At 61.5% G+C, this 18,344-nt stretch carries 19 protein-coding genes; 14 read left to right on the top strand and 5 right to left on the bottom strand.

Going from position 1 to position 18,344, the window contains the following annotated elements:
• Window positions 1-50: 50 nt before the first annotated feature.
• Window positions 51-2,267, bottom strand: a complete 2,217-nt coding sequence (locus GTQ55_RS00705; protein ID WP_161856981.1) for a primosomal protein N' — start codon at window positions 2,265-2,267, stop codon at window positions 51-53.
• A 374-nt stretch (window positions 2,268-2,641) separates the two neighbouring features.
• Between GTQ55_RS00705 and GTQ55_RS00700 the strand changes: the two genes are divergently transcribed.
• The 12 genes from GTQ55_RS00700 to rsd all read left to right on the top strand — a co-directional run bounded on the left by GTQ55_RS00700 (window position 2,642) and on the right by rsd (window position 11,604).
• Window positions 2,642-3,217, top strand: a complete 576-nt coding sequence (locus tag GTQ55_RS00700; RefSeq protein WP_161856980.1) for a hypothetical protein — start codon at window positions 2,642-2,644, stop codon at window positions 3,215-3,217.
• Window positions 3,214-3,519 carry a winged helix-turn-helix domain-containing protein gene (locus tag GTQ55_RS00695; RefSeq protein ID WP_161856979.1) on the top strand — a complete coding sequence of 102 codons (306 nt, stop codon included), beginning with the start codon at window positions 3,214-3,216 and terminating at the stop codon, window positions 3,517-3,519. The genes GTQ55_RS00700 and GTQ55_RS00695 overlap by 4 nt, the downstream gene beginning before the upstream one ends.
• Window positions 3,520-3,697: 178 nt before the next feature.
• A complete protein-coding gene (gene rpmE, locus GTQ55_RS00690) occupies window positions 3,698-3,910 on the top strand; it encodes a 50S ribosomal protein L31 (RefSeq protein WP_161856978.1) in 213 nt (70 codons plus the stop codon).
• Between the two features lie 32 nt (window positions 3,911-3,942).
• Window positions 3,943-4,782 (top strand): thermonuclease family protein, encoded by an 840-nt coding sequence (locus tag GTQ55_RS00685; protein ID WP_161856977.1) that lies wholly within the window; start codon window positions 3,943-3,945, stop codon window positions 4,780-4,782.
• Between the two features lie 168 nt (window positions 4,783-4,950).
• Complete coding sequence (locus GTQ55_RS00680; RefSeq protein WP_161856976.1) at window positions 4,951-6,204, top strand: malic enzyme-like NAD(P)-binding protein; 1,254 nt, start codon at window positions 4,951-4,953, stop codon at window positions 6,202-6,204.
• A 267-nt stretch (window positions 6,205-6,471) separates the two neighbouring features.
• Window positions 6,472-6,942 (top strand): hypothetical protein, encoded by a 471-nt coding sequence (locus tag GTQ55_RS00675; RefSeq protein ID WP_161856975.1) that lies wholly within the window; start codon window positions 6,472-6,474, stop codon window positions 6,940-6,942.
• A 149-nt stretch (window positions 6,943-7,091) separates the two neighbouring features.
• Window positions 7,092-8,708, top strand: a complete 1,617-nt coding sequence (gene gshA / locus GTQ55_RS00670) for a glutamate--cysteine ligase (RefSeq protein WP_161856974.1) — start codon at window positions 7,092-7,094, stop codon at window positions 8,706-8,708.
• Between the two features lie 25 nt (window positions 8,709-8,733).
• Window positions 8,734-9,327, top strand: a complete 594-nt coding sequence (locus tag GTQ55_RS00665) for an acyl carrier protein phosphodiesterase (RefSeq protein ID WP_161856973.1) — start codon at window positions 8,734-8,736, stop codon at window positions 9,325-9,327.
• A gap of 35 nt (window positions 9,328-9,362) precedes the next feature.
• The gene (locus GTQ55_RS00660) at window positions 9,363-9,863 is read left to right on the top strand and encodes a disulfide bond formation protein B (RefSeq protein WP_161856972.1); all 501 of its coding nucleotides are present in this window, start codon (window positions 9,363-9,365) and stop codon (window positions 9,861-9,863) included.
• A 12-nt stretch (window positions 9,864-9,875) separates the two neighbouring features.
• Entirely contained in the window at window positions 9,876-10,274 is a 399-nt protein-coding gene (locus GTQ55_RS00655; protein ID WP_161856971.1) for a CidA/LrgA family protein, read from the top strand.
• Window positions 10,264-11,007, top strand: a complete 744-nt coding sequence (locus tag GTQ55_RS00650) for an LrgB family protein (RefSeq protein WP_161856970.1) — start codon at window positions 10,264-10,266, stop codon at window positions 11,005-11,007. Before GTQ55_RS00655 ends, GTQ55_RS00650 begins: the two co-directional genes overlap by 11 nt.
• Window positions 11,008-11,136: 129 nt before the next feature.
• Window positions 11,137-11,604, top strand: a complete 468-nt coding sequence (gene rsd, locus GTQ55_RS00645) for a sigma D regulator (RefSeq protein WP_161856969.1) — start codon at window positions 11,137-11,139, stop codon at window positions 11,602-11,604.
• Between the two features lie 125 nt (window positions 11,605-11,729).
• On the opposite strand, the gene GTQ55_RS00640 is transcribed toward rsd, so the two are convergent.
• Entirely contained in the window at window positions 11,730-12,515 is a 786-nt protein-coding gene (locus GTQ55_RS00640) for a BamJ family beta-barrel-assembly machinery protein (protein ID WP_161856968.1), read from the bottom strand.
• A gap of 471 nt (window positions 12,516-12,986) precedes the next feature.
• Here GTQ55_RS00640 and GTQ55_RS00635 point away from each other — a divergent pair, with 471 nt between their 5' ends.
• Window positions 12,987-13,964 (top strand): histidine kinase, encoded by a 978-nt coding sequence (locus GTQ55_RS00635; RefSeq protein WP_161856967.1) that lies wholly within the window; start codon window positions 12,987-12,989, stop codon window positions 13,962-13,964.
• Between the two features lie 42 nt (window positions 13,965-14,006).
• Here GTQ55_RS00635 and GTQ55_RS00630 read toward each other — a convergent pair whose 3' ends face one another.
• On the bottom strand, window positions 14,007-14,576 hold the full coding sequence (locus tag GTQ55_RS00630; RefSeq protein ID WP_237567757.1) for a TIGR02444 family protein: 570 nt from the start codon (window positions 14,574-14,576) through the stop codon (window positions 14,007-14,009).
• 69 nt (window positions 14,577-14,645) lie between these two features.
• Here GTQ55_RS00630 and GTQ55_RS00625 point away from each other — a divergent pair, with 69 nt between their 5' ends.
• Window positions 14,646-16,562: an ATP-binding cassette domain-containing protein gene (locus GTQ55_RS00625; protein ID WP_161856966.1), complete on the top strand. Its 1,917-nt coding sequence runs from the start codon at window positions 14,646-14,648 to the stop codon at window positions 16,560-16,562.
• 75 nt (window positions 16,563-16,637) lie between these two features.
• On the opposite strand, the gene GTQ55_RS00620 is transcribed toward GTQ55_RS00625, so the two are convergent.
• Window positions 16,638-17,462, bottom strand: a complete 825-nt coding sequence (locus tag GTQ55_RS00620) for a porin family protein (RefSeq protein ID WP_161856965.1) — start codon at window positions 17,460-17,462, stop codon at window positions 16,638-16,640.
• An 87-nt stretch (window positions 17,463-17,549) separates the two neighbouring features.
• The gene (gene trmB / locus GTQ55_RS00615; protein ID WP_161856964.1) at window positions 17,550-18,287 is read right to left on the bottom strand and encodes a tRNA (guanosine(46)-N7)-methyltransferase TrmB; all 738 of its coding nucleotides are present in this window, start codon (window positions 18,285-18,287) and stop codon (window positions 17,550-17,552) included.
• Between the last annotated feature and the right edge of the window lie 57 nt (window positions 18,288-18,344).

Below are 18,344 nucleotides of genomic sequence, written 5' to 3'. Positions count from 1 at the left end.
TTTTGCAGGCGGGGAATTGTAACCCCTGCGCCGGGGACTGTGTGCGGTGTTTAGGATAATTCCTGCGCGTCCATGTCGACCGCCCAGCGCAACCTTCTGTTTTTGCTGCTCTCGGCCCACTGACTGAACTGCGCCAGCAGTTTCTGCAGCAGGCCGCGCCTGTCCGCAGTGATCTGGATATAAAAGCGGAAGCGGCCGGATTTGCGCTCCAGCAGTGCCGGTACCGGGCCCAGGTACTGGAGTTCCGGCGAGGGCGGTGCCAGTGCCTGCAGGTAGTCCCGCGCATTGGCGAGAAATTCTTCTGCCCATCGTGGCTCTTCACACTCCGCACGCACCAGCGCCATGGCGCGTATCGGTGGCAGCTGTGCGATCTTGCGTTCTTCCATCAGCTGGCGGGCGAATGCCCCATAACCTTTGTTGAGCAGCAGCTGTAGCAACGGGTGCTCTGGGTAGCGGCTCTGCACCAGCACGTGGCCGGGCAGTTCACCGCGACCGGCGCGGCCAGCCACTTGCTCCAGCAGCTGCCCCATCCGCTCGGGGGCACGGAAGTCGGCACTGAAAAGACCACCATCGGCATCCTGGATGACCACCAGGGTGACTTTGGGTAAATGGTGGCCCTTGGCCAGCATCTGGGTTCCCAGCAGCAGGCAGGGCTCGCCGTTGCGCGCTGGCTCCAGCAGACGATCGAGAGCCTGCTTGCTGGCGGTGGTATCGCGGTCCACCCGGATCACCGGGAAATTGCCGAAGGTGTGGGTAAGGAAGTCCTCACTGCGCTCGGTGCCGGCGCCGAGGGCGTTGAGATTGCGACTGTGACACTGCGGGCAACTGTGCACCTCGCGCATGCGGAAGTCGCAGTGGTGACAACGCAGGTGGCGCTGGCGACGATGCAGCGTGAGCTTGGCCGAGCAGTGGGGGCAATCCGCCAGCCAGCCGCAATCATCACAGGTCAGCGCCGGTGAGTAGCCGCGGCGGTTAATGAATACCAGTGCCTGCTCTCCGCGCTTCAGGGTCTGGTCGATGTGCCGCAGTACCTGCGGGGCAAATCCCTCCTGAAGCTGCTGGTGCAGGATGGGTACCAGGCTTATTTCAGGTGGGCGCGCGTTGCCGGCACGGTGACGCAGGCGCAGGTGCTGGTAGCGGCCGGACAGTGCATTGTGCAGGCTCTCCAGGGAAGGGGTGGCAGAGCCCAGCAAAACCGGCACGCCGGCGTTTTTTGCCAGCACCACGGACAGGTCCCGCGCCGAGTAGCGCACGCCGTCCTGTTGCTTGAAGGAGCCGTCGTGCTCCTCGTCGATCAATATCACCCCCAATCGGGGCAGCGGCGTAAAGATGGCGGAGCGGGTGCCGATAACGATGTCCGCCACACCACTGGCGGCGGACAGCCAGGCGCGGGCGCGCTCGCCATCGGCGAGGCCGGAGTGCAGCGCGGCGATTCGAAAGTCGGGAAAGCGCGCGGCGATCCGGCGCAGGGTCTGCGGAGTGAGGCCGATCTCAGGGACAAGCAGGAGGGCCTGGCGTCCTGCGCGCAGAGCGCGCTCCATCAGGCGCAGGTAGACCTCGGTCTTGCCACTACCGGTGGTGCCCTCAAGGAGAGAAGCACTGAAACCCTCGGCAGACACCGCTTCGATCACTTCGCGCTGCTCGTCATTCAGCGCCGGCGCGGGCCGGGGCTCCACCAGCTCCATCGGCGGTGGCGCTGTGGGCCCGGAGACCCAGCGCGCCAGCCCGCGCTCGACCAGCGCCTTGCATACGGTGCTGTTGAGTCCGCGGGCGTTGAGTGCGGTGCGACTCTGGCGGCCACTGCCCAGCAGCAGCTGCAGCAGCGACTGCTGTTTTTTTGCCCGCGCCAGCGCGGACTCCGGCAGCCCCTTGCCCTCGGTGGTGAGTTCCAGCCACGGCTCTGCCCAGTGGTCGGCGGGCTTGCCTTTGCGCAGGGCAACCGGCAACGCGGCCGCATACAGCTCGCCGAGCGGTGCCTGGTAGTAGTCCGCTGCCCACTGCAGAAAACCGCGGCTGCGGTCATCAAAAATTGGCTGACGGTCGATACGCTCCAGTGCGGGTTTGAGCTCCGCCAGCGGCGACTCCGCCACCACATCCACCAACACGGCGACCAGATTGCGATTGCCGAAAGACACCCAGAAGCGTTGCCCGGGGCGCAGGTCGTCTGCGGTGAGCCCCTCGGGGGGGAGATAGTCGAACAGACGGCGCAACGGAACCGGCACTGCCAGTCGCAGAATTACACGCGCTACGCCTGTATTTGCCGTCACTCCCGTCAAACTGCCTCCGTCTATGTATACGCCTGGATATCGACCGCTCGCTGCGCACCCGGTCGAGATCGGGTTCCACCGCGCGAAAGCGCGCTAGTTTACCGGCTGACGCCTCCGGGTACAGCCACGATCATCAACGGCCACCCGCACGCAGGAGCGCCACCGAGAGGGAGAATCGCGCCAGCAGGGCGCTACGAGAAAGGCCAAGCGCAAAAACTGGCACCAGAAACCTCGTTTGAGAGCATTTTCCCTATTCACCTGTTGCCAACTCTAAAAATTAAAGTACTCTGCAAACACACTCTAAAAATTAGAGTCCTCTAAGAGGGTGCTCCGACGCGCTCGCTTTAAAAATTATCCACAAGGAAATCGTGATCATGACCGACGTCAACAAAATTCAGAGTGACCTGGACTATATCCGCAGCGCGGTAGGTGCCGACGCCACGGCGGGCGGCATCCCCGCGGTGTACTTCCTGTGGGCGCTGCTGATCCCGGTGGGCTTCAGCCTTCCCGACTTTGCCCCCCATCTTGCCGGAATCTACTGGCTCATTGTCGGTACTGGCGGCGGGCTGTTCAGCTGGTGGCTGGGCGCACGTCAGAGCCGCCGCGCAGGGGTGAACAATCCGGAACTGGCGCGACGCTACGGGCTGCACTGGTGCCTGGTGGGCGGCGCCTTCCTGCTGTGCTTCCTGCCGCTAGTGCTGGGCCGCGTGGCACCGGAGATGGGTGGCGCCAATTTTCTGCTGGTAACCGGTATCGCCTATGGTCTCGCGGGGGTCCACCTGGAACGACCGCTGCTGTGGTGCGGCATCCTTATGCTTGTCGCTTACGGCATTCTCATCGTGCTGATGCCACCACACATCTGGACCATCACCGGCATTACCGTGGGCCTCGCTCTGTGCTGGGCCGGCTTCAGCCGCCACGCGGCAATAAAAGCGGGCGATGAAAAATGAAGGCGCTGGCATCCCTGGACCCGCTGCTGGAACACCGTATCCGTCTGGGAGCCTGTGTGCTACTGGCAAAGCACGGGGAGGTGACCTTCGCCCGCCTAAAAGCCCAGCTGCAGGCCACCGATGGCAACCTGGGGGCACAGCTGCGCAAGCTGGAGCAGCAGGGTTACCTCGCTGCGCGCAAGGATTTCGTGGAGCGCAAGCCAACCACCTGGTATCAGCTCACCCCCGTTGGGCGGGCGGCCCTCGAGGGGCATATGGCCGCACTGCAGTCGCTGATCGACGCCAGCGGTGCCGGGGGCTGAGCAGCCAATGGCAGGGCGCGGCGCGTGACTGCCCCGCCCGCCGCATTAGCGCTTGAATCGGCAGGCTAATCTGATAGTATGCGCCGACTTTTTAAACAGCCCGGGGTGAAGACCCCTGAACCAATGACGATTCCGTGCTCAGCGAAAGACTGGGTGGCGGCATCGAGTAGAGGCCATCATGAAGACCGATATCCACCCGAACTACGCCGAAATTACCGCAACTTGCTCCTGTGGCAACTCCTACAAAATGGGTTCCACCATTGGCAAGGACATCCAGCTGGACGTTTGCGCCAACTGCCACCCGTTCTACACCGGCAAGCAGCGCGAAGCGAGCACCGGCGGCCGCGTAGACCGCTTCAAGAAGCGTTTCGGCAGCCGCATCTCCAAGTAAGTACTACCGGGCCGCGCATCGGGATGGCTTGTGTGATTCCGGTAGCGAAGAACCCATTACTTACAAAAAAGACGCCCAGGGCCTCCCTCGGCGTCTTTTTTTGTGCCTGTCTGTTGCTGCTTGGCGCCCTGCTTGCGCCTCACGCGCTCGCCGACTGCGTGCTGGGGGAAGCCGACGAACTGGTGGCGCTCAAGAAAGTCGTGGATGGCGACACCCTGCGGCTCAAAGATGGCCGTCGTGTGCGGCTGATCGGCGTCAATACGCCCGAGCTGGCCCACGGCCAGCGCCGCGCCCAGCCGCTGGCAGAAGAGGCAAAGGAGTTTACCGAGCGCTTTCTCGCCGGCGGTGACCTGGAACTGGTCTACGACAAAGACCGCTATGACAACCACGGCCGCGTGCTGGCCCACGTCTATAACCACCGCGGCGACAGCCTGGAGTCCGCACTGCTCTCCGCCGGACTCGCCTTCCACATCGCCATCGCCCCGAACCTGACGCTTGCCGAGTGCCTCGCCAGCCGCGAAGACGAGGCGCACCAACGCGGACTCGGTGTATGGGCCCCAGGGGTGTGGCCAGTGCTGGCCGCCGACCAGGTAAGCCCCGGCGACGGTGGCTTTGTGCTGCTTTCCGGTACCGTGCAGAAGACGGACCGCAACCGCTACCTGTGGCTGGAGCTGGACGGCCCCGTGGCGGTACGCCTGGACCCGAAACGGGATTATGGCCACCGAAACGGGCGCAACTGGCAAGGGCGCAAAATAGTGGTGAAAGGCTGGCTGGTGGACCGGGGAGGGAAATACTCATCCCGGAATAAGAAGCATAAAAGGTGGTTCATTGCGTCAGATTCCGAATTTACCATCGAAATTAGTAGGGATTAACGCCTGCGGTCAGTTTTTGAGCTTGTGGACATACAGTCGTCTCGGTTATTCTTCGCGCCTCGGATAGGTCGGCAAATCGGCCCCACAATAAAATCAAAATATCCGCTGTAACCCTGCAGCCAACCCGGGAATGTTGGCCGCGCTCCAAACTATAGAGATGACACCCCCATGACCGACTCCTTGCGCCAGGCAGCGCTCGATTACCATGCCTTGCCGACACCGGGCAAACTTTCGGTGGAGCTGACAACCCCCGCACACACCCAGGAAGACCTTTCCCTCGCCTACAGCCCCGGCGTTGCCGAACCCGTACGCGAGATCGCCAAGGACCCTGAAGCCGCCTACCTGTATACCGGCAAGGGCAACCTGGTGGCGGTCATATCCAACGGTAGCGCCATTCTCGGCCTCGGCAACCTTGGCCCACTGGCCTCCAAGCCGGTGATGGAGGGCAAGTCCCTGCTGTTCAAACGCTTTGCGGATATCAATTCGGTGGATATCGAAGTGGACTGCCCAAGCCCCGAGCGCTTTATCGAAACGGTCGCGGCCATCGCCAATACCTTCGGCGGCATCAACCTCGAGGACATCAAGGCCCCGGAGTGTTTCCATATCGAGGAAACCCTGGTCGAGCGCTGTTCAGTACCGGTATTCCACGATGACCAGCACGGCACCGCGATCGTCACCGTGGCCGGCATGCTCAACGCGCTGGAGATTCAGGGCAAACAGATCGAAGACGTGCGCATCGTCTGCCTCGGCGCCGGCGCCGCCGCCACCGCCTGCTGCAAACTGCTGCTCGCCGCGGGCGCCAAGAAAGAGCAGATCACCATGCTCGACAGCCGCGGCGTGATCCATTCCGGTCGCAGCGATATCAATGCCTATAAGGGTGAGTGGGCGCGCGACACCGAAATGCGCACCCTCGACGACGCCATCGAGGGCGCCGATGTATTTCTCGGTGTCTCCGGCCCGGACCTGCTCACGGCCGAGCAGCTCGCGCACATGGCAAAAAACCCGGTGGTATTTGCCTGCTCCAATCCCAACCCGGAGATTTCGCCAGAACTGGCCCACGCCACCCGCGATGACCTGATCATGGCCACCGGCCGCTCGGACTATCCGAACCAGGTCAACAATGTGCTGTGTTTCCCGTTCATCTTCCGCGGGGCCCTGGACGTGCGCGCCACCCGTATCAACGAGGACATGAAACTCGCCGCCATCGAGGCCATCCGCAAGATCGCCCGCGAGGAAGTGCCTGAGGAAGTGCGCGCGGGTTACGGTGGTATCGAGCTGAGCTTTGGCACCAACTACATCCTTCCCAAGCCAACCGACCCGCGCCTGCTGCCGGAAGTCGCTGCCGCTGTGGCCCGCGCCGCGGTGGACAGTGGTTCGGCGCGTCTGCCGTATCCGGCGCATTATCCGCTGAAGACCCTGTAACCTCAGTGGGGTAAAGCGCCACTTCTCTCGGCGAAGGCGCCGTGACCGGGTGCAACCTTGTCAGACCTTCAAAAACAGGATGTTTTTGCGGAGCCCCCAAGGATGGGTTCACGGGGGGGCGGGGCGCCTAGCCCGTGTCTGGCAAGGTTGTGCCCGGTCACGGTGCCGCCACAGCTTTCCGAACAAACGGGATGCCCCACAATCCTTGAGCCTCCCCCCAGCCACCGCTAAACTGCGTCTCATGTCTGAGCAAAGATGTCCCCACGCATGAGCCATGTCTATGTGCTGACCAATCAGCACCAGCAGTTTTTAAGCAAGAGCAACGAGTGGATCGATGGCCGCGAGAACACCAAGCTGTTCCGCACCGAGTACAAAGATGTCGCGATCAACCAGATGTTCGAAGCCAACACGCGCAATGTGTCCCTGCGTATCGAGCTCCTCGAGTGCGCGCTCGACACCAAAAAGCACCCCCAGATTCCGGCCGATGCCCTGAGCGACGAGCCGCTGCCGGGCGAGGAAGTTTCCGCGGAAAACGCAGCGAGTACCGGCGACCCGGACGAGTTGCCGCAGCCGGCCCCCAGCGAAACACCGCCGGAGTACAATCCGGAAGCCGACCCGGAGCCGGCACCCGAGGTAGCGCCACAACCGCAGCCGGAAGTGAACCCGGAGCAATTCCCGGGCACCACGCCGGAAGTGGAGCCCAACCAGCCACCGGAATCCGTCAATACCCAGGCCTGATCGGCCGGTACCGCGCCGACCGGTTCGAGGGGTGCTGTCACCGCCCCCTTGAGTTGACGCGTCGCGCCCCCATTTAGGCCGGATGCGTAAACCATCCGGTTTGCGGCAACCCGGCCAGCTCGCCGACCGGCTGCCCACAGGAGATCCCCGTGCCCACGTTTAACCTGGCCGACCTGGCCCAGCCGGAAGCGTTAACCCTGTTGAAGGGCATTCGCCGAGGCATCGAAAAAGAAGGCCTGCGGGTCTCCCCCGAGGGTGAACTCGCGCAGACCGACCACCCCCGTGGCCTCGGCTCGGCGCTCACCCACGACAGTATCACCACCGACTTTGCCGAAGCCCTGCTGGAGTTCATTACCCCACCGGTGGCCACTCCCGAACAGGCACTGGAAAAGCTCGACCAGATCCACCGCTACACCTACAGCCAGATCGGTGACGAGCGCCTGTGGGTCAACAGCATGCCGGGCCGCATCGGCCGCGACCCGGAAATTCCGGTGGCCCGCTACGGCAGCTCCCACAGCGGCACCATGAAGACCATCTACCGGCTCGGCCTCGGCCTCCGCTACGGCCGCGCCATGCAGACCATCGCCGGAATCCACTACAACTTCTCGCTGCCGGACACCTTCTGGCAGTGGCTGCAGGCCAAAGAAGCGGCCAGGGAAGGCCGCGGCGAAACCGCGATCCAGGAGTCCCTGCAGGACTTCAAAACCCGGCGCTACTTTGACCTGATCCGCAACTTCCGCCGCCACTACTGGCTGCTGATCTACCTGTTCGGCGCCGCTCCTGCCGTCTGTGGCACCTTCGTGCAGGACCGCGAGCACAAACTGCAGCCGTTCGACGGTGACGGCCGCAGCCTCTATGCCCCGCAGGCCACCTCCCTGCGCATGGGCGACCTGGGTTACACCAGCGACGCACAGAAATCCCTGATCGTCTGCTACAACGACCTGTCCAGCTATCTGTCGACCCTGTGCGCGGCCATCAGCCGACCCTATCCGCCGTATCACGAGCTCGGCGTCAAAGACGAAAACGGCGAGTACCAGCAGCTGTCCACCGGCCTGCTGCAGATCGAAAATGAGTTCTACTCGCCGATCCGCCCGAAAAACCCCGCCGGCATGGGCGAAACCGCGCTCTCCGCGCTCGACGCCCGCGGAGTCGAATACATCGAGGTGCGCTGCCTCGACCTCAACCCCTTCATTCCCCTCGGTATCGAAGCTCCGCAGATGCGCTTCCTCGATGCCTTCCTGCTGCACTGCCTGCTCAGCGACAGCCCCATGACCGACGATGCTGACTATCGTGCAATCCAGCAAAATCAGGCGCGCATCGTCTACCAGGGCCGCGACCCTGAAGTTCAGCTGATCCACAACGGAAGTGAGCGCAAGCTCACCGACTGGGCCGGCGAATTACTGGACGAGATCACACCCATGGCAGAACTGCTCGACCAGGCCTGGCAAAGCCACGATTACACCCGCGCAGTTGCCGTACAGCGCGACAAAATCGAAGGCAGAACGCCGACTCCCGCCGCACAGATGCTGGCGGAAATGCACGAGCACCAGCAGACCTTCTTCCAGTGGGCCCAGGACAAGGCCGAGCAACATCGCCAGTACTTCCTCGATCGCCCGTTGAGCGAAAAGGAACAGGCCGAGTTTGAGGCGCACGCGAAAGCCTCGCTGCAGAAGCAAAGCGAAGTGGAAGCGTCCGACCAGGGAAGCTTTGAGGATTTTCTGGGTCAGTACTACGCCCAGTACACCTTCTGCCAGAAAGGGCTCTGAACCTGCCCCACGCGAAGGCGACGACATGAACTATCTCGCCCACCTGCTGCTCTCAGGCCCGGACCCGGACTGGCAACTGGGCGGTTTGCTGGGTGATTTCGTCAAGGGCCCACTCAAGGGAGAGCGCCCACGGCCCATCGAAGACGGCATGCGCCTGCACCGGCGCATCGACCTGCTGAGCGACCGCCACCCGGCCTACCTCGCCGCGCTTACCCGGCTGGGGCCCCAGTGGCGCCGCCTCGGTGGCATCGCCCTCGATATCTGGTTCGACCACTTGCTCGCCAAAGACTGGCAAAACTGGCATCCCCAGTCTCTCGAATCCTTCACCCAGCAATGCTGGTCCGACTTCCGCGAGCGCCAGCAATGGATACCCGAAAACGCACAGGCATTTATTCAGCGCGCCGAGCACTTTAAACTGCTGCCCGGCTACCGTGAGGTAGACGTCATCCAGCGCACCCTCGAACGGGTCGGCCTGCGCCTGCGGCGCCCTCAACCACTGGCGGACATGCTGCCATTGCTGCTGGCTGACAACGATGCCCTGGAACAGGACTTTCACCGAGTGTTTACCGACTTGTCGCAACAGGCTGAACTGTTCCGGCAACAATCACTCGGACAGTAATTGTTTCCCTTAGAAATACCCCGGAAAATAATCAAATGACTCTGCCAAGCCCGCGCACCACCTTCCTGCTCATGTTCCTCGCCGTCGTCTTTGTACTCGGCGTCGCATTCTATCTGGAGTACGCCCAGGGGCTCGAACCCTGCCCACTGTGCATCACCCAGCGGGTGATGTTTCTGGGTATCGGCCTCACCTCACTGATCGCGTTCCTGCACAACCCCCGCGGCGTGACCCAGATCGGCCGGCGTATCTACGGCCTGCTGGTCTCCCTGTGGGCCATCGGCGGCCTGTATTTTTCTGGCCGCCAGCTGTGGCTGCAGACACTGCCGGAAGACCAGGTCCCGGCCTGCGGCCCGGGCATCGGCTACATGGTGGATGTATTCCCCATGTCTGAAGTCATCCGCACCCTGCTCACCGGCGACGGCAACTGCGCCGAAGTGAAGTGGACCCTGCTCGGTCTTTCCATCCCCGGCTGGGCGGCGGTGGGCTTTGTCGGCCTGATTGTGTTCGGCGTGTGGCAGGCATTCCGCAAAAGCTGATCCTGCCCGACCATGGCGACGCTCAGAAACCTCCCCCGCTGGCTACTCGGGGCCGGCCTGCTGCTGGCCTTCGACCTGGCAGGTCGCAGCCTCTCCGCCGCCTTCTCCCTGCCGGTTCCCGGGCCGGTGCTCGGCATGCTTCTGCTGTTGCTGGCACTCATGATCTACGGCCGTGTACCCCGGGGACTGGCGGAAGTCGGCGGGCAGGTATTGCGCCTGCTGATTCTGATTTTTCTGCCCGCCACGGTCGGGATCTATTTCCTGCGCGACCTGTCCGGGGGCGACTGGGCTGCTCTCGCCATCGCCATGTTTTTCGGCACCCTGATCAGTTTTACCCTCACTGCACTGGTGCTGAACCGGCTGATCCAGCGCACTGCCGCCAGGCAGCGGAGAGAGCAGGATGTGGAGTGAATGGCAGCGCTGGCTGGACCAGCTTCACCAGGTATTCGCTGACTTCGCAGCCCCGCTATCCACCGCCCACCCCCTGGTGGTTCTTCCCCTCAATTGTCTCGGCTTCTGGATCGGCCTCAAGGTGTACCGTCGCGTGGGCAGCCCACTGCTGCACCCGGTGGCTGGCGGCAGCCTGCTGATATTCGCGGCACTGGTGCTGCTGGGCGTCGACTTTACCGGCTACCAGCGCGGAAGTGGTCTGCTGTATCTGCTCCTGGGACCGGCTGTGGTGGCACTGGCAATACCCTTGCGGCAGAACCTCGCGGTTATACGGGAAGTAGGCTGGCCGCTGATGCTGGGCCTGCTGGTGGGTGCCGTGCTGGCACCGCTGGTGGCGGTGGTGATTGCGCTGTTGCTCGGGGCTAGCCAGACGGTGCTCATCGCACTCAGCACCAAATCCGTCACCGCGCCGGTGGCACTGGCACTGGCGCAGGAGATCGACGGCATCCAGAGCCTCGCTGCAGGGGTAGTCGCGTTTACCGGTATCATTGGCGCGGTATTGGGGCCAAGCCTGTTGCGCCGCCTCAACCTCACCGATGAGCGGGTAGTGGGGTTCACCCTGGGCATCAATGCCCACGCTATTGGCACCGTGCGGGCGCTGGAAATCAGTGCCCTGTGTGGCGCTTTCTCCGCACTCGCCATGGGGCTCTGCGGTGCACTCACCGCGCTGGTACTTCCGCTGCTTGTGACTTGACCGACCATTTTCGTCACTTCCGCCGGGGTTCTCTTTCTGGCGCTTATTGTGGTGTCGTCCTTGCTCGCGGCGGCAGAAGCTTCTACATTCCATTAAGCAGTTGTAGAAGTCACAAAAGGAAACTTGGAGATGTTGGAGAACTGTAAAAGTGCGCAGGAGCGCTGGGGTGGCGTGAGTCAGATCATCGACCGATGGCTGCACTCCCGTCAGTCGCTACTGGTGAGTTTTTGTCAGCTTTCAGAAAAAAAGGCTATTGCCGATGGCGACAAGGAAGCCGAAAAGAGTGTGCGCATCCTGTGCCAGCAGCTGGTGGACTATGTGTCTGCCGGGCACTTCGAGGTGTATGACCAGCTGATCCAGGAGGGCCAGGCGTTCGAAGATACTGCGGGCCTGGAGCAGGCCAAAGCCCTGTACCGCGAAATCGACAGCACCACCGATGTGGCCGTGGACTTCAATGACAAGTATCTCGAGACCGACGACCTCAGCTCCCTATCCAAGGATCTCTCCGAACTGGGCGTCGCTCTGGAAACCCGCTTTGCCGCGGAAGATCGTATGATCGATACCCTGCACACCGCGCACAAAAACCAGCTGGCCTGATTCACCGCCACGGCGCCCGCGGCCAGGTTAACAACGCAGGCAGTAAAAAAGGGGCCATAGGGCCCCTTTTTATTTGCGTGTAACGCGGAGGCTTTCGGCTGCCGAAAACCCCCTGCTGCTCGCAATTACTGGTCGGAATCTTCTTCCACCGCTTCTTTTTCCGCCGCGCCTTCATCGTTGCTGACGTCGGCTTTGTGCAACTCAACTTCGAAGATCAGGGTGGAGTTCGGGCCAATCATGCCGCCCGCACCGCCCGGGCCGTAAGCCAGGTCAGAGGGGATATACAGTTCCCATTTGGCACCTTCCTTCATCAGCTGCAGTGCTTCGGTCCAGCCTTTGATCACGCCATTAACCGGGAACTGCACCGGCTTGCCATTTTTGTAGGAGCTGTCGAACTCGGTACCGTCGATCAGGGTGCCCTTGTAGTCCACTTCAACCACGCTGGTTTCTTCGGGGCTGGCGCCTGTGCCTTCAGTGATCACTTTGTACTGAAGACCGGAGTCAGTGGTCTGTACGCCTTCTTTCTTGGCGTTCTCTTCCAGGAATTTTTTGCCTTCTTCCAGGTTCTTGTCGGCGGAGGCCTTGAACTCGGCTTCCTGCTTGGCCATCAGCTCTTTCTGCTTGGCCTGCATGCTCTCCTGGAATACCTTGATCACTTCCTGCTTTTCTTCCTCGCTCAGGCGAGACTCACGGCCACTGGAGACATCGTTCAGCGCCATGGCGACAATTTTCGGGTCCAGGGCTACGTCCTGGCTCTTGAGGCGATTGGCCATATCTTCGGCAATGATATAGCTGACCTTTTGCTCCTGGGATTCGAGCTTGATATCCGCGGAGTCGGCAGACTCCTGTTTGTTACAGCCGACCAGTGCAATACCCAGTGCAATCGCAGCTGCCAAAGAAGTTTTATTCATGAGAATCGTCTCTTTATTTCCGTGAAGCATTTATTGGTATGAGAAGGGTCCCACCCTCCTCTGCTGTTGTACACCCGAGTCCCGCGTACTTTGTGCGATAGTTCACAGTACTGTGGGCCCGGCCAGCGACAGGCAAGTCTACCCCATGCAGGTTGACGCTGCACACTGCCCGGTAAGACTACACATGGGGCGTGTGGTTTCATTTTGCGGTAACTTTTTGCCGCCCGATTTCCGCTTGGCCTGGCGGCTGGAAAAATCCACGAGTGGCGAAATAGCAAAATCCCTTGTGCAAAAGCATCAAATCGCACCCTGCACAGGGATGCACTTAACAAATAACAGCGCTATTATCAGCACTCTACCCTGATATTTTTTCCCCTGCAGAGAGGTGATTCTGCACTACAAAAAGGGAGGGGTTTCAGGGCACCGTTCGAACCGATACCCATAACCGTCTCAAACGCAGGATTCCAACTCATGGCCGCCAAACGCAAAGCCGCTGTATCCATTGCCGATCTCGAAAAACAGATCGCCAAGATCACCACCCAACTCGACAAGGCTCGGGCCAAGGACGCGGCCGATGCCGAAAAAGCCCTGAAAAAAGCCAGCAAGGAAGCAGAGAGCGCCCAGGCGCAGGTAACCAAAGCCAAGGCGAAACTGGCAACCGCGCGCACTGCTGCTGGCAAGGCAAAAACTCCGGCGGCAAAAAGCTCCGCCAAGAAAAAGGTCGACGCCGCAAAAGCTGCAGTTACCAAACTAGAGAAGGTAGCCAAGGATGCCGCCAAGTCACTGAGCGAATCCAAGGCCGCATCCGCTGCAGCCAAGTTTGCCGACAAGACTGCCAATACCATCAAGAAGGCCGGTGAAGCGGCTGCGAAAAAAGTACTGGCTGCCACCAAGTCGAAAAAGAAAAAGACCACCAGCAAGAAAACTGCAGCCAAAAAAGCAGCGCCCAAGGCCAGCGCGGCCAAGCCGGCAGAAAAGAAAGCCTCTACCAAGAAGCCCGCCGCCAAAAAAGCGGCAGCCAGCAAAACCACAGCGAAAAAGGCTGCCCCCAAAAAGACAGCGGCGAAAAAGGCGGCGGTAAAGAAAGCACCCGCGAAAAAAGCCGCCAGCGCCACATCCGAGAAGGCCGTTGCCAAAAAGACACCGGCGAAGCAGGCCGCACCGAAGAAGGCAAAGACTCCGAAAGCGGATACCAAGTCAGCAACCGCCAAGACCAACGGCAGCAAGCCAGCCGCCCAGAAAAAACCCATCGCGCCGTCCAGTACACCGGCGACCCCCGAACCGGTGATGGGTAAAACCTCCGAGCCAAAGCCACTGATCCCGGAATCCAGCCCGGCGGCAGTGACGCCGACGACTCCGACCATCACCCCGAGCACCCCGGCCAACAGCCTGTTTTCCACCGAGGAGAACCCGCACTACGGTCCGGAAGAGCACAAACACAAGCACTGAGCCAGGTGTCCTGGTTCGCCGTGGGCAACGCGCTGCGGTGGATCAGGAAACTGCGTCTCCTCCCGGCGCGCCACCATTTTTTGGCACCGCGCGACCGTCAACCGCCACACCCTCCAGCGCTTCATCGACGCTGGTACTGTAGGCATCGATCAGGCCCGCCCAGCGGGCCTGTTCTTTTTGTAGCAAGCCGTATTGCTGACCGGCCAGCTCCAGCGGCGAGCGGGTTTCCGGCCAGGTTTCGCCCTGGAGCTTCCACAGCGCCGCCAACTGGCGCTGCTCCATACGTAGCTCACAGCGCTTGCACCACTCGTAGAGCCCCATGTCTTTCTTTACCCGACCCAGCAGACGGCGCAGGTTGCGCACGCTATTGATCATGCGCCTGCGTGGTGCCAGGCCGCGATCGGCCACCCGCCAGCTTTCTTCACTCAACTGGCGCCCGCAGGCGCTGGTGTAGCTTGCCCAAAGCAGCAGACAGACATCCGCACCGCGGGTGTCCTGGCACTGCAGCAGGAAATCGGCCACCTGGGGCTGAGAATAGAACTCCAGGCTGAAGTGCCAGAGCGGATTATGCAGCGGAGAGGGCGGCGGTGATGGAGGTGCGGTTTCTGTCACGATAGAATCCCGGCGGTTTGTTATAGCCGATAGCCTAGTCAAAATCGGGCGAATTCAAAGAGGTTTCCATTGATTAATCTGCAAGGCGTGTCGCTGCAGGTGGGCGGGCGCGATCTGCTCAACAACGCCAGCTGTCGAATTTTCCCCGGTCACAAGGTGGGCGTCATCGGCGCAAACGGGTGCGGCAAGTCCACACTGTTCAGGCTGCTGCTCAAACAGCAGGACAGCGATGCGGGCACCATTGAGGTGCCGGCCGGCTGGGAAGTGGCGCATATGGCCCAGGAGGTCTCGGCCACCAACCAGACTGCGCTCGACTACGCCCTGGACGGTGACCACCGCCTGCGCGACCTGCAGCACGCGCTGGAGGCCGCCGAGGCCGATGGCAGCGACGGCAAGCGTATCGCCGAGCTACACGAGCGCATGGCGGCCATCGACGGCTACAGCGGGCCTGCGCGGGCCGCACAGCTGCTCGACGGCCTCGGCTTCTCCCACGCGGACCAGGAACGCCCGGTAAAGAGTTTTTCCGGGGGCTGGCGCATCCGCCTGAACCTGGCGCGCGCGCTGATGTGTCCGGCGGACCTGTTGCTGCTGGACGAACCCACCAACCACCTGGATCTAGATGCCACGCTATGGCTGGAGCAGTGGCTGCAGCGCTTCCCCGGCACCCTGTTGATCATTTCCCACGACCGCGATTTCCTCGACGCGGTCGTGGACGGGATCGTCAGCTTCGAGCAGCAGGAGCTGGTGCTCTACAGCGGCAACTACACCGCTTTTGAGCGCGCCCGCGCCGAGCGCCTGGCACAGCAGCAGGTCCAGTACGAGAAACAGCAGGCCCAGCGCGCGCACATGGAAGACTTCGTGCGCCGCTTCCGCGCCAAGGCCACCAAGGCCAAGCAGGCGCAGAGCCGCCTCAAGGCGCTGGACCGCATGGCGGAAATCGCTCCGGCACATGTGGACTCGCCGTTCCGTTTTCGCCTGCCGTGTGCCGACAAGGTCTCCAACCCGCTGATCGACCTGCGTGAGGCGGAAATCGGTTACCCCGGCAAGACCATCCTGCCGAGCGTGGAAATGGGGATCCAGCCCGGCCGCCGCATCGGCCTGCTGGGTCCCAACGGCGCCGGTAAATCTTCCCTGATCAAGACCCTCGCCGGTGAACTGCCGCTGCTGTCCGGCGTACGCCAGTGTGGCGAACACCTGAAAATTGGCTACTTCGCCCAGCACCAGCTGGAAGCGCTGGATGCGAAAGCCTCGCCGCTGCTGCATATTCAGCGCCTTTCTCCCGATGCCAGCGAACAGCAACTGCGGGATTTCCTCGGCGGTTATGGCTTTTTGGGCGACCGCGTATTCGAGCCGGTCGGCGGATTTTCCGGCGGTGAGAAGGCCCGTGTCGCTCTGGCGCTGCTCGCCTGGCAGAAACCCAACCTGTTGCTGCTGGATGAGCCCACCAACCACCTGGATCTGGAGATGCGCCACGCGCTCACACTGGCACTGGCGGAGTTCCCCGGCGCAATGCTGCTGGTCTCCCACGACCGTCATCTTCTGGCCAACACCACCGACGAGTTTATTCTTGTGGCAGACGGGCGTGCGGAGCCCTATGACGGCGACCTGGAGGATTACAAGCAGTGGCTACTCTCGTTCAAGCGCGATGAAAAACGCCGTCAGGAGAGTGATTCCGGTGCTTCAGAGACCACCGACAAACCCGTCGAAGACAAGAAGGCCCAGCGCCGCGCCGCCGCGGCCAGACGCGAACAACTGAAGCCGCTGACCAACAAGCTGAAAAGCGTCGAACAGAAAATGGGGAAGGCGGAAAAGGTGCTGGCCACATTGGAAACCCAGCTCGCGGACGAGGACCTCTACAGCGGCGGTCAGCAGGACGAAATCGCACGCCTGACGAAAGCCCAGGGAGAGGCTCGGGAAACGCTGGATGCGCTGGAAATGGAGTGGCTGGAGATTTCCGAGCAGCTGGAACAGGCGCGCAGCGAATAAGCGACAGTCGTTCACGGGGCGCAACGGGATTGGCTAAACGGTGCCCGGGATGTTTTCCGGGCCCCGGCCACGGCATTACTTGGAAAAATCACCCGGGTCGTAGGCTTCGCGCTGACAGCCATCTTCGTTCACCGCCATGCCCATGGGCGTCATCGGACACTGGTCGATATAATCCGGCACACCATCGCCGTCGCTGTCGATGGGGCAGCCGCGCAAATCCACATCAATACCCGGTGGCGTCTGCGGACACTGATCAACATTGCTGTACACCCCATCGCCATCCCAGTCCCGCGGGGTCACTTCATCCTGCCACTGGTAGCCGATCGCAAAGCTCAGGAAGCCGTCCACACCACCTTCCTCGACACCCTGAAAGCCCCGCAGATCCCCTCTGACCTGCCAGCGCGATGCCAGCTGGTATTTGATACCGGCCCCAAAATTGACCATGGTCTGGCGCTGGTGCCAGTTGTCCGGATAATCGAACGAGTCTTCATCCACCCGCAGCTCACCGGCACCCACCACGACGTAAGGCTGCCACAGGTAGTTGTAACAGAACTGGCCGCCGAATTGATACATCAGGTCGAGGTGGTAATTCTGTACACCGACGTCTTCACCGGTGTCCTCAACATTGACGCTGAAGTAGTCGTAAACCCCTTCGATTGCCCAGCGGTCGGTGAGGTTGTAGCCAAATCCGATGCCGCCACCGCTGCTGTCGTCCAGCTCAAAACCAGAGTAAGGCGTGCCGTCGAGGCGCTGCTCATCGAACCAGTACTGCCCGGCGTTCAGGTAGAGGTTGAGGGTGCCTTCCTGATCGGCGAGGACGGGGCCGCTGAGTGCAAGCAGGCCACTGCTGATGAGTAGCGCGCACAGGCGTCGACGGGCGAGGGTGGGGCTTGTTGTCATTGTTGCTCCGGAGCATCCATTACCGGTAGACAGAAGATAGCACAGCGGGCCGCAGCAAATTTTTTGCAGGCCCGCTGCACACGGCGCTTATTTTCTTTTGTACAGAAGGTCCCAGACACCGTGGCCGAGGCGTTCGCCGCGGCGCTCGAATTTGGTCTGTGGGCGAAATTCCGGGCGCGGGGCATAGTTGCCTTTACCGGCGGTATTTTCCAGTTGCTCCTCGGCTTCCAGTACTTCGAGCATCTGTTCAGCGTAGTTTTCCCAGTCGGTGGCCATGTGCATCAGGCCGCCGGGCTTGAGCTTGCTGCACAGGAGCTTTACAAACTCGGGCTGCACGATGCGGCGCTTGTTGTGCTTTTTCTTGTGCCAGGGGTCGGGAAAATACAGCTGGAAACGGTCGAGGCTGGCATCGGGAATGCAGTCGTTCAGCACGTCGATGGCGTCGGCCATATACACGCGGAGGTTTTTGACCTCGGCTTTGCCGGCGTTGTTGATCAGGCGACCAACCCCGGGCGGGTGGACTTCGATACCAATAAAGTCCTTGTCGGTTTCCGCTTCGGTCATTTCCAGCAGGGAGTCGCCCATGCCGAAACCAATTTCCAGCACCACGGGTGCCTCGCGGCCAAAGATTTCTTTCGGCTCGATGGCGCCGTCATACAGGGACAGGCCAAACGGACCCCAGTAGGTATCGAAGGCCTTGCGCTGGCCTTCGGTCATGCGCCCGCCGCGGATCACGTAACTGCGGATAGATTTCTTTTTGAATTCGGTGCGGTAGGGGAAGTCTTCTTCCTCGTTACCTTGTTCCTTGTTGGGTTCTTCTTGCATCTTGGTTTGGTTACCTCTTGGCTCGGAGCACTGTTCCTGGGTGCTTCGTAGCTGGTG

The sequence above is a fragment of the Microbulbifer hydrolyticus genome, from assembly GCF_009931115.1.
In the GTDB taxonomy this organism is placed as follows: Bacteria; Pseudomonadota; Gammaproteobacteria; order Pseudomonadales; family Cellvibrionaceae; genus Microbulbifer; species Microbulbifer hydrolyticus.
The sequence above is the reverse complement of the archived record's forward strand: the minus strand, read 5'-3'. Positions and strand labels throughout refer to the sequence as shown.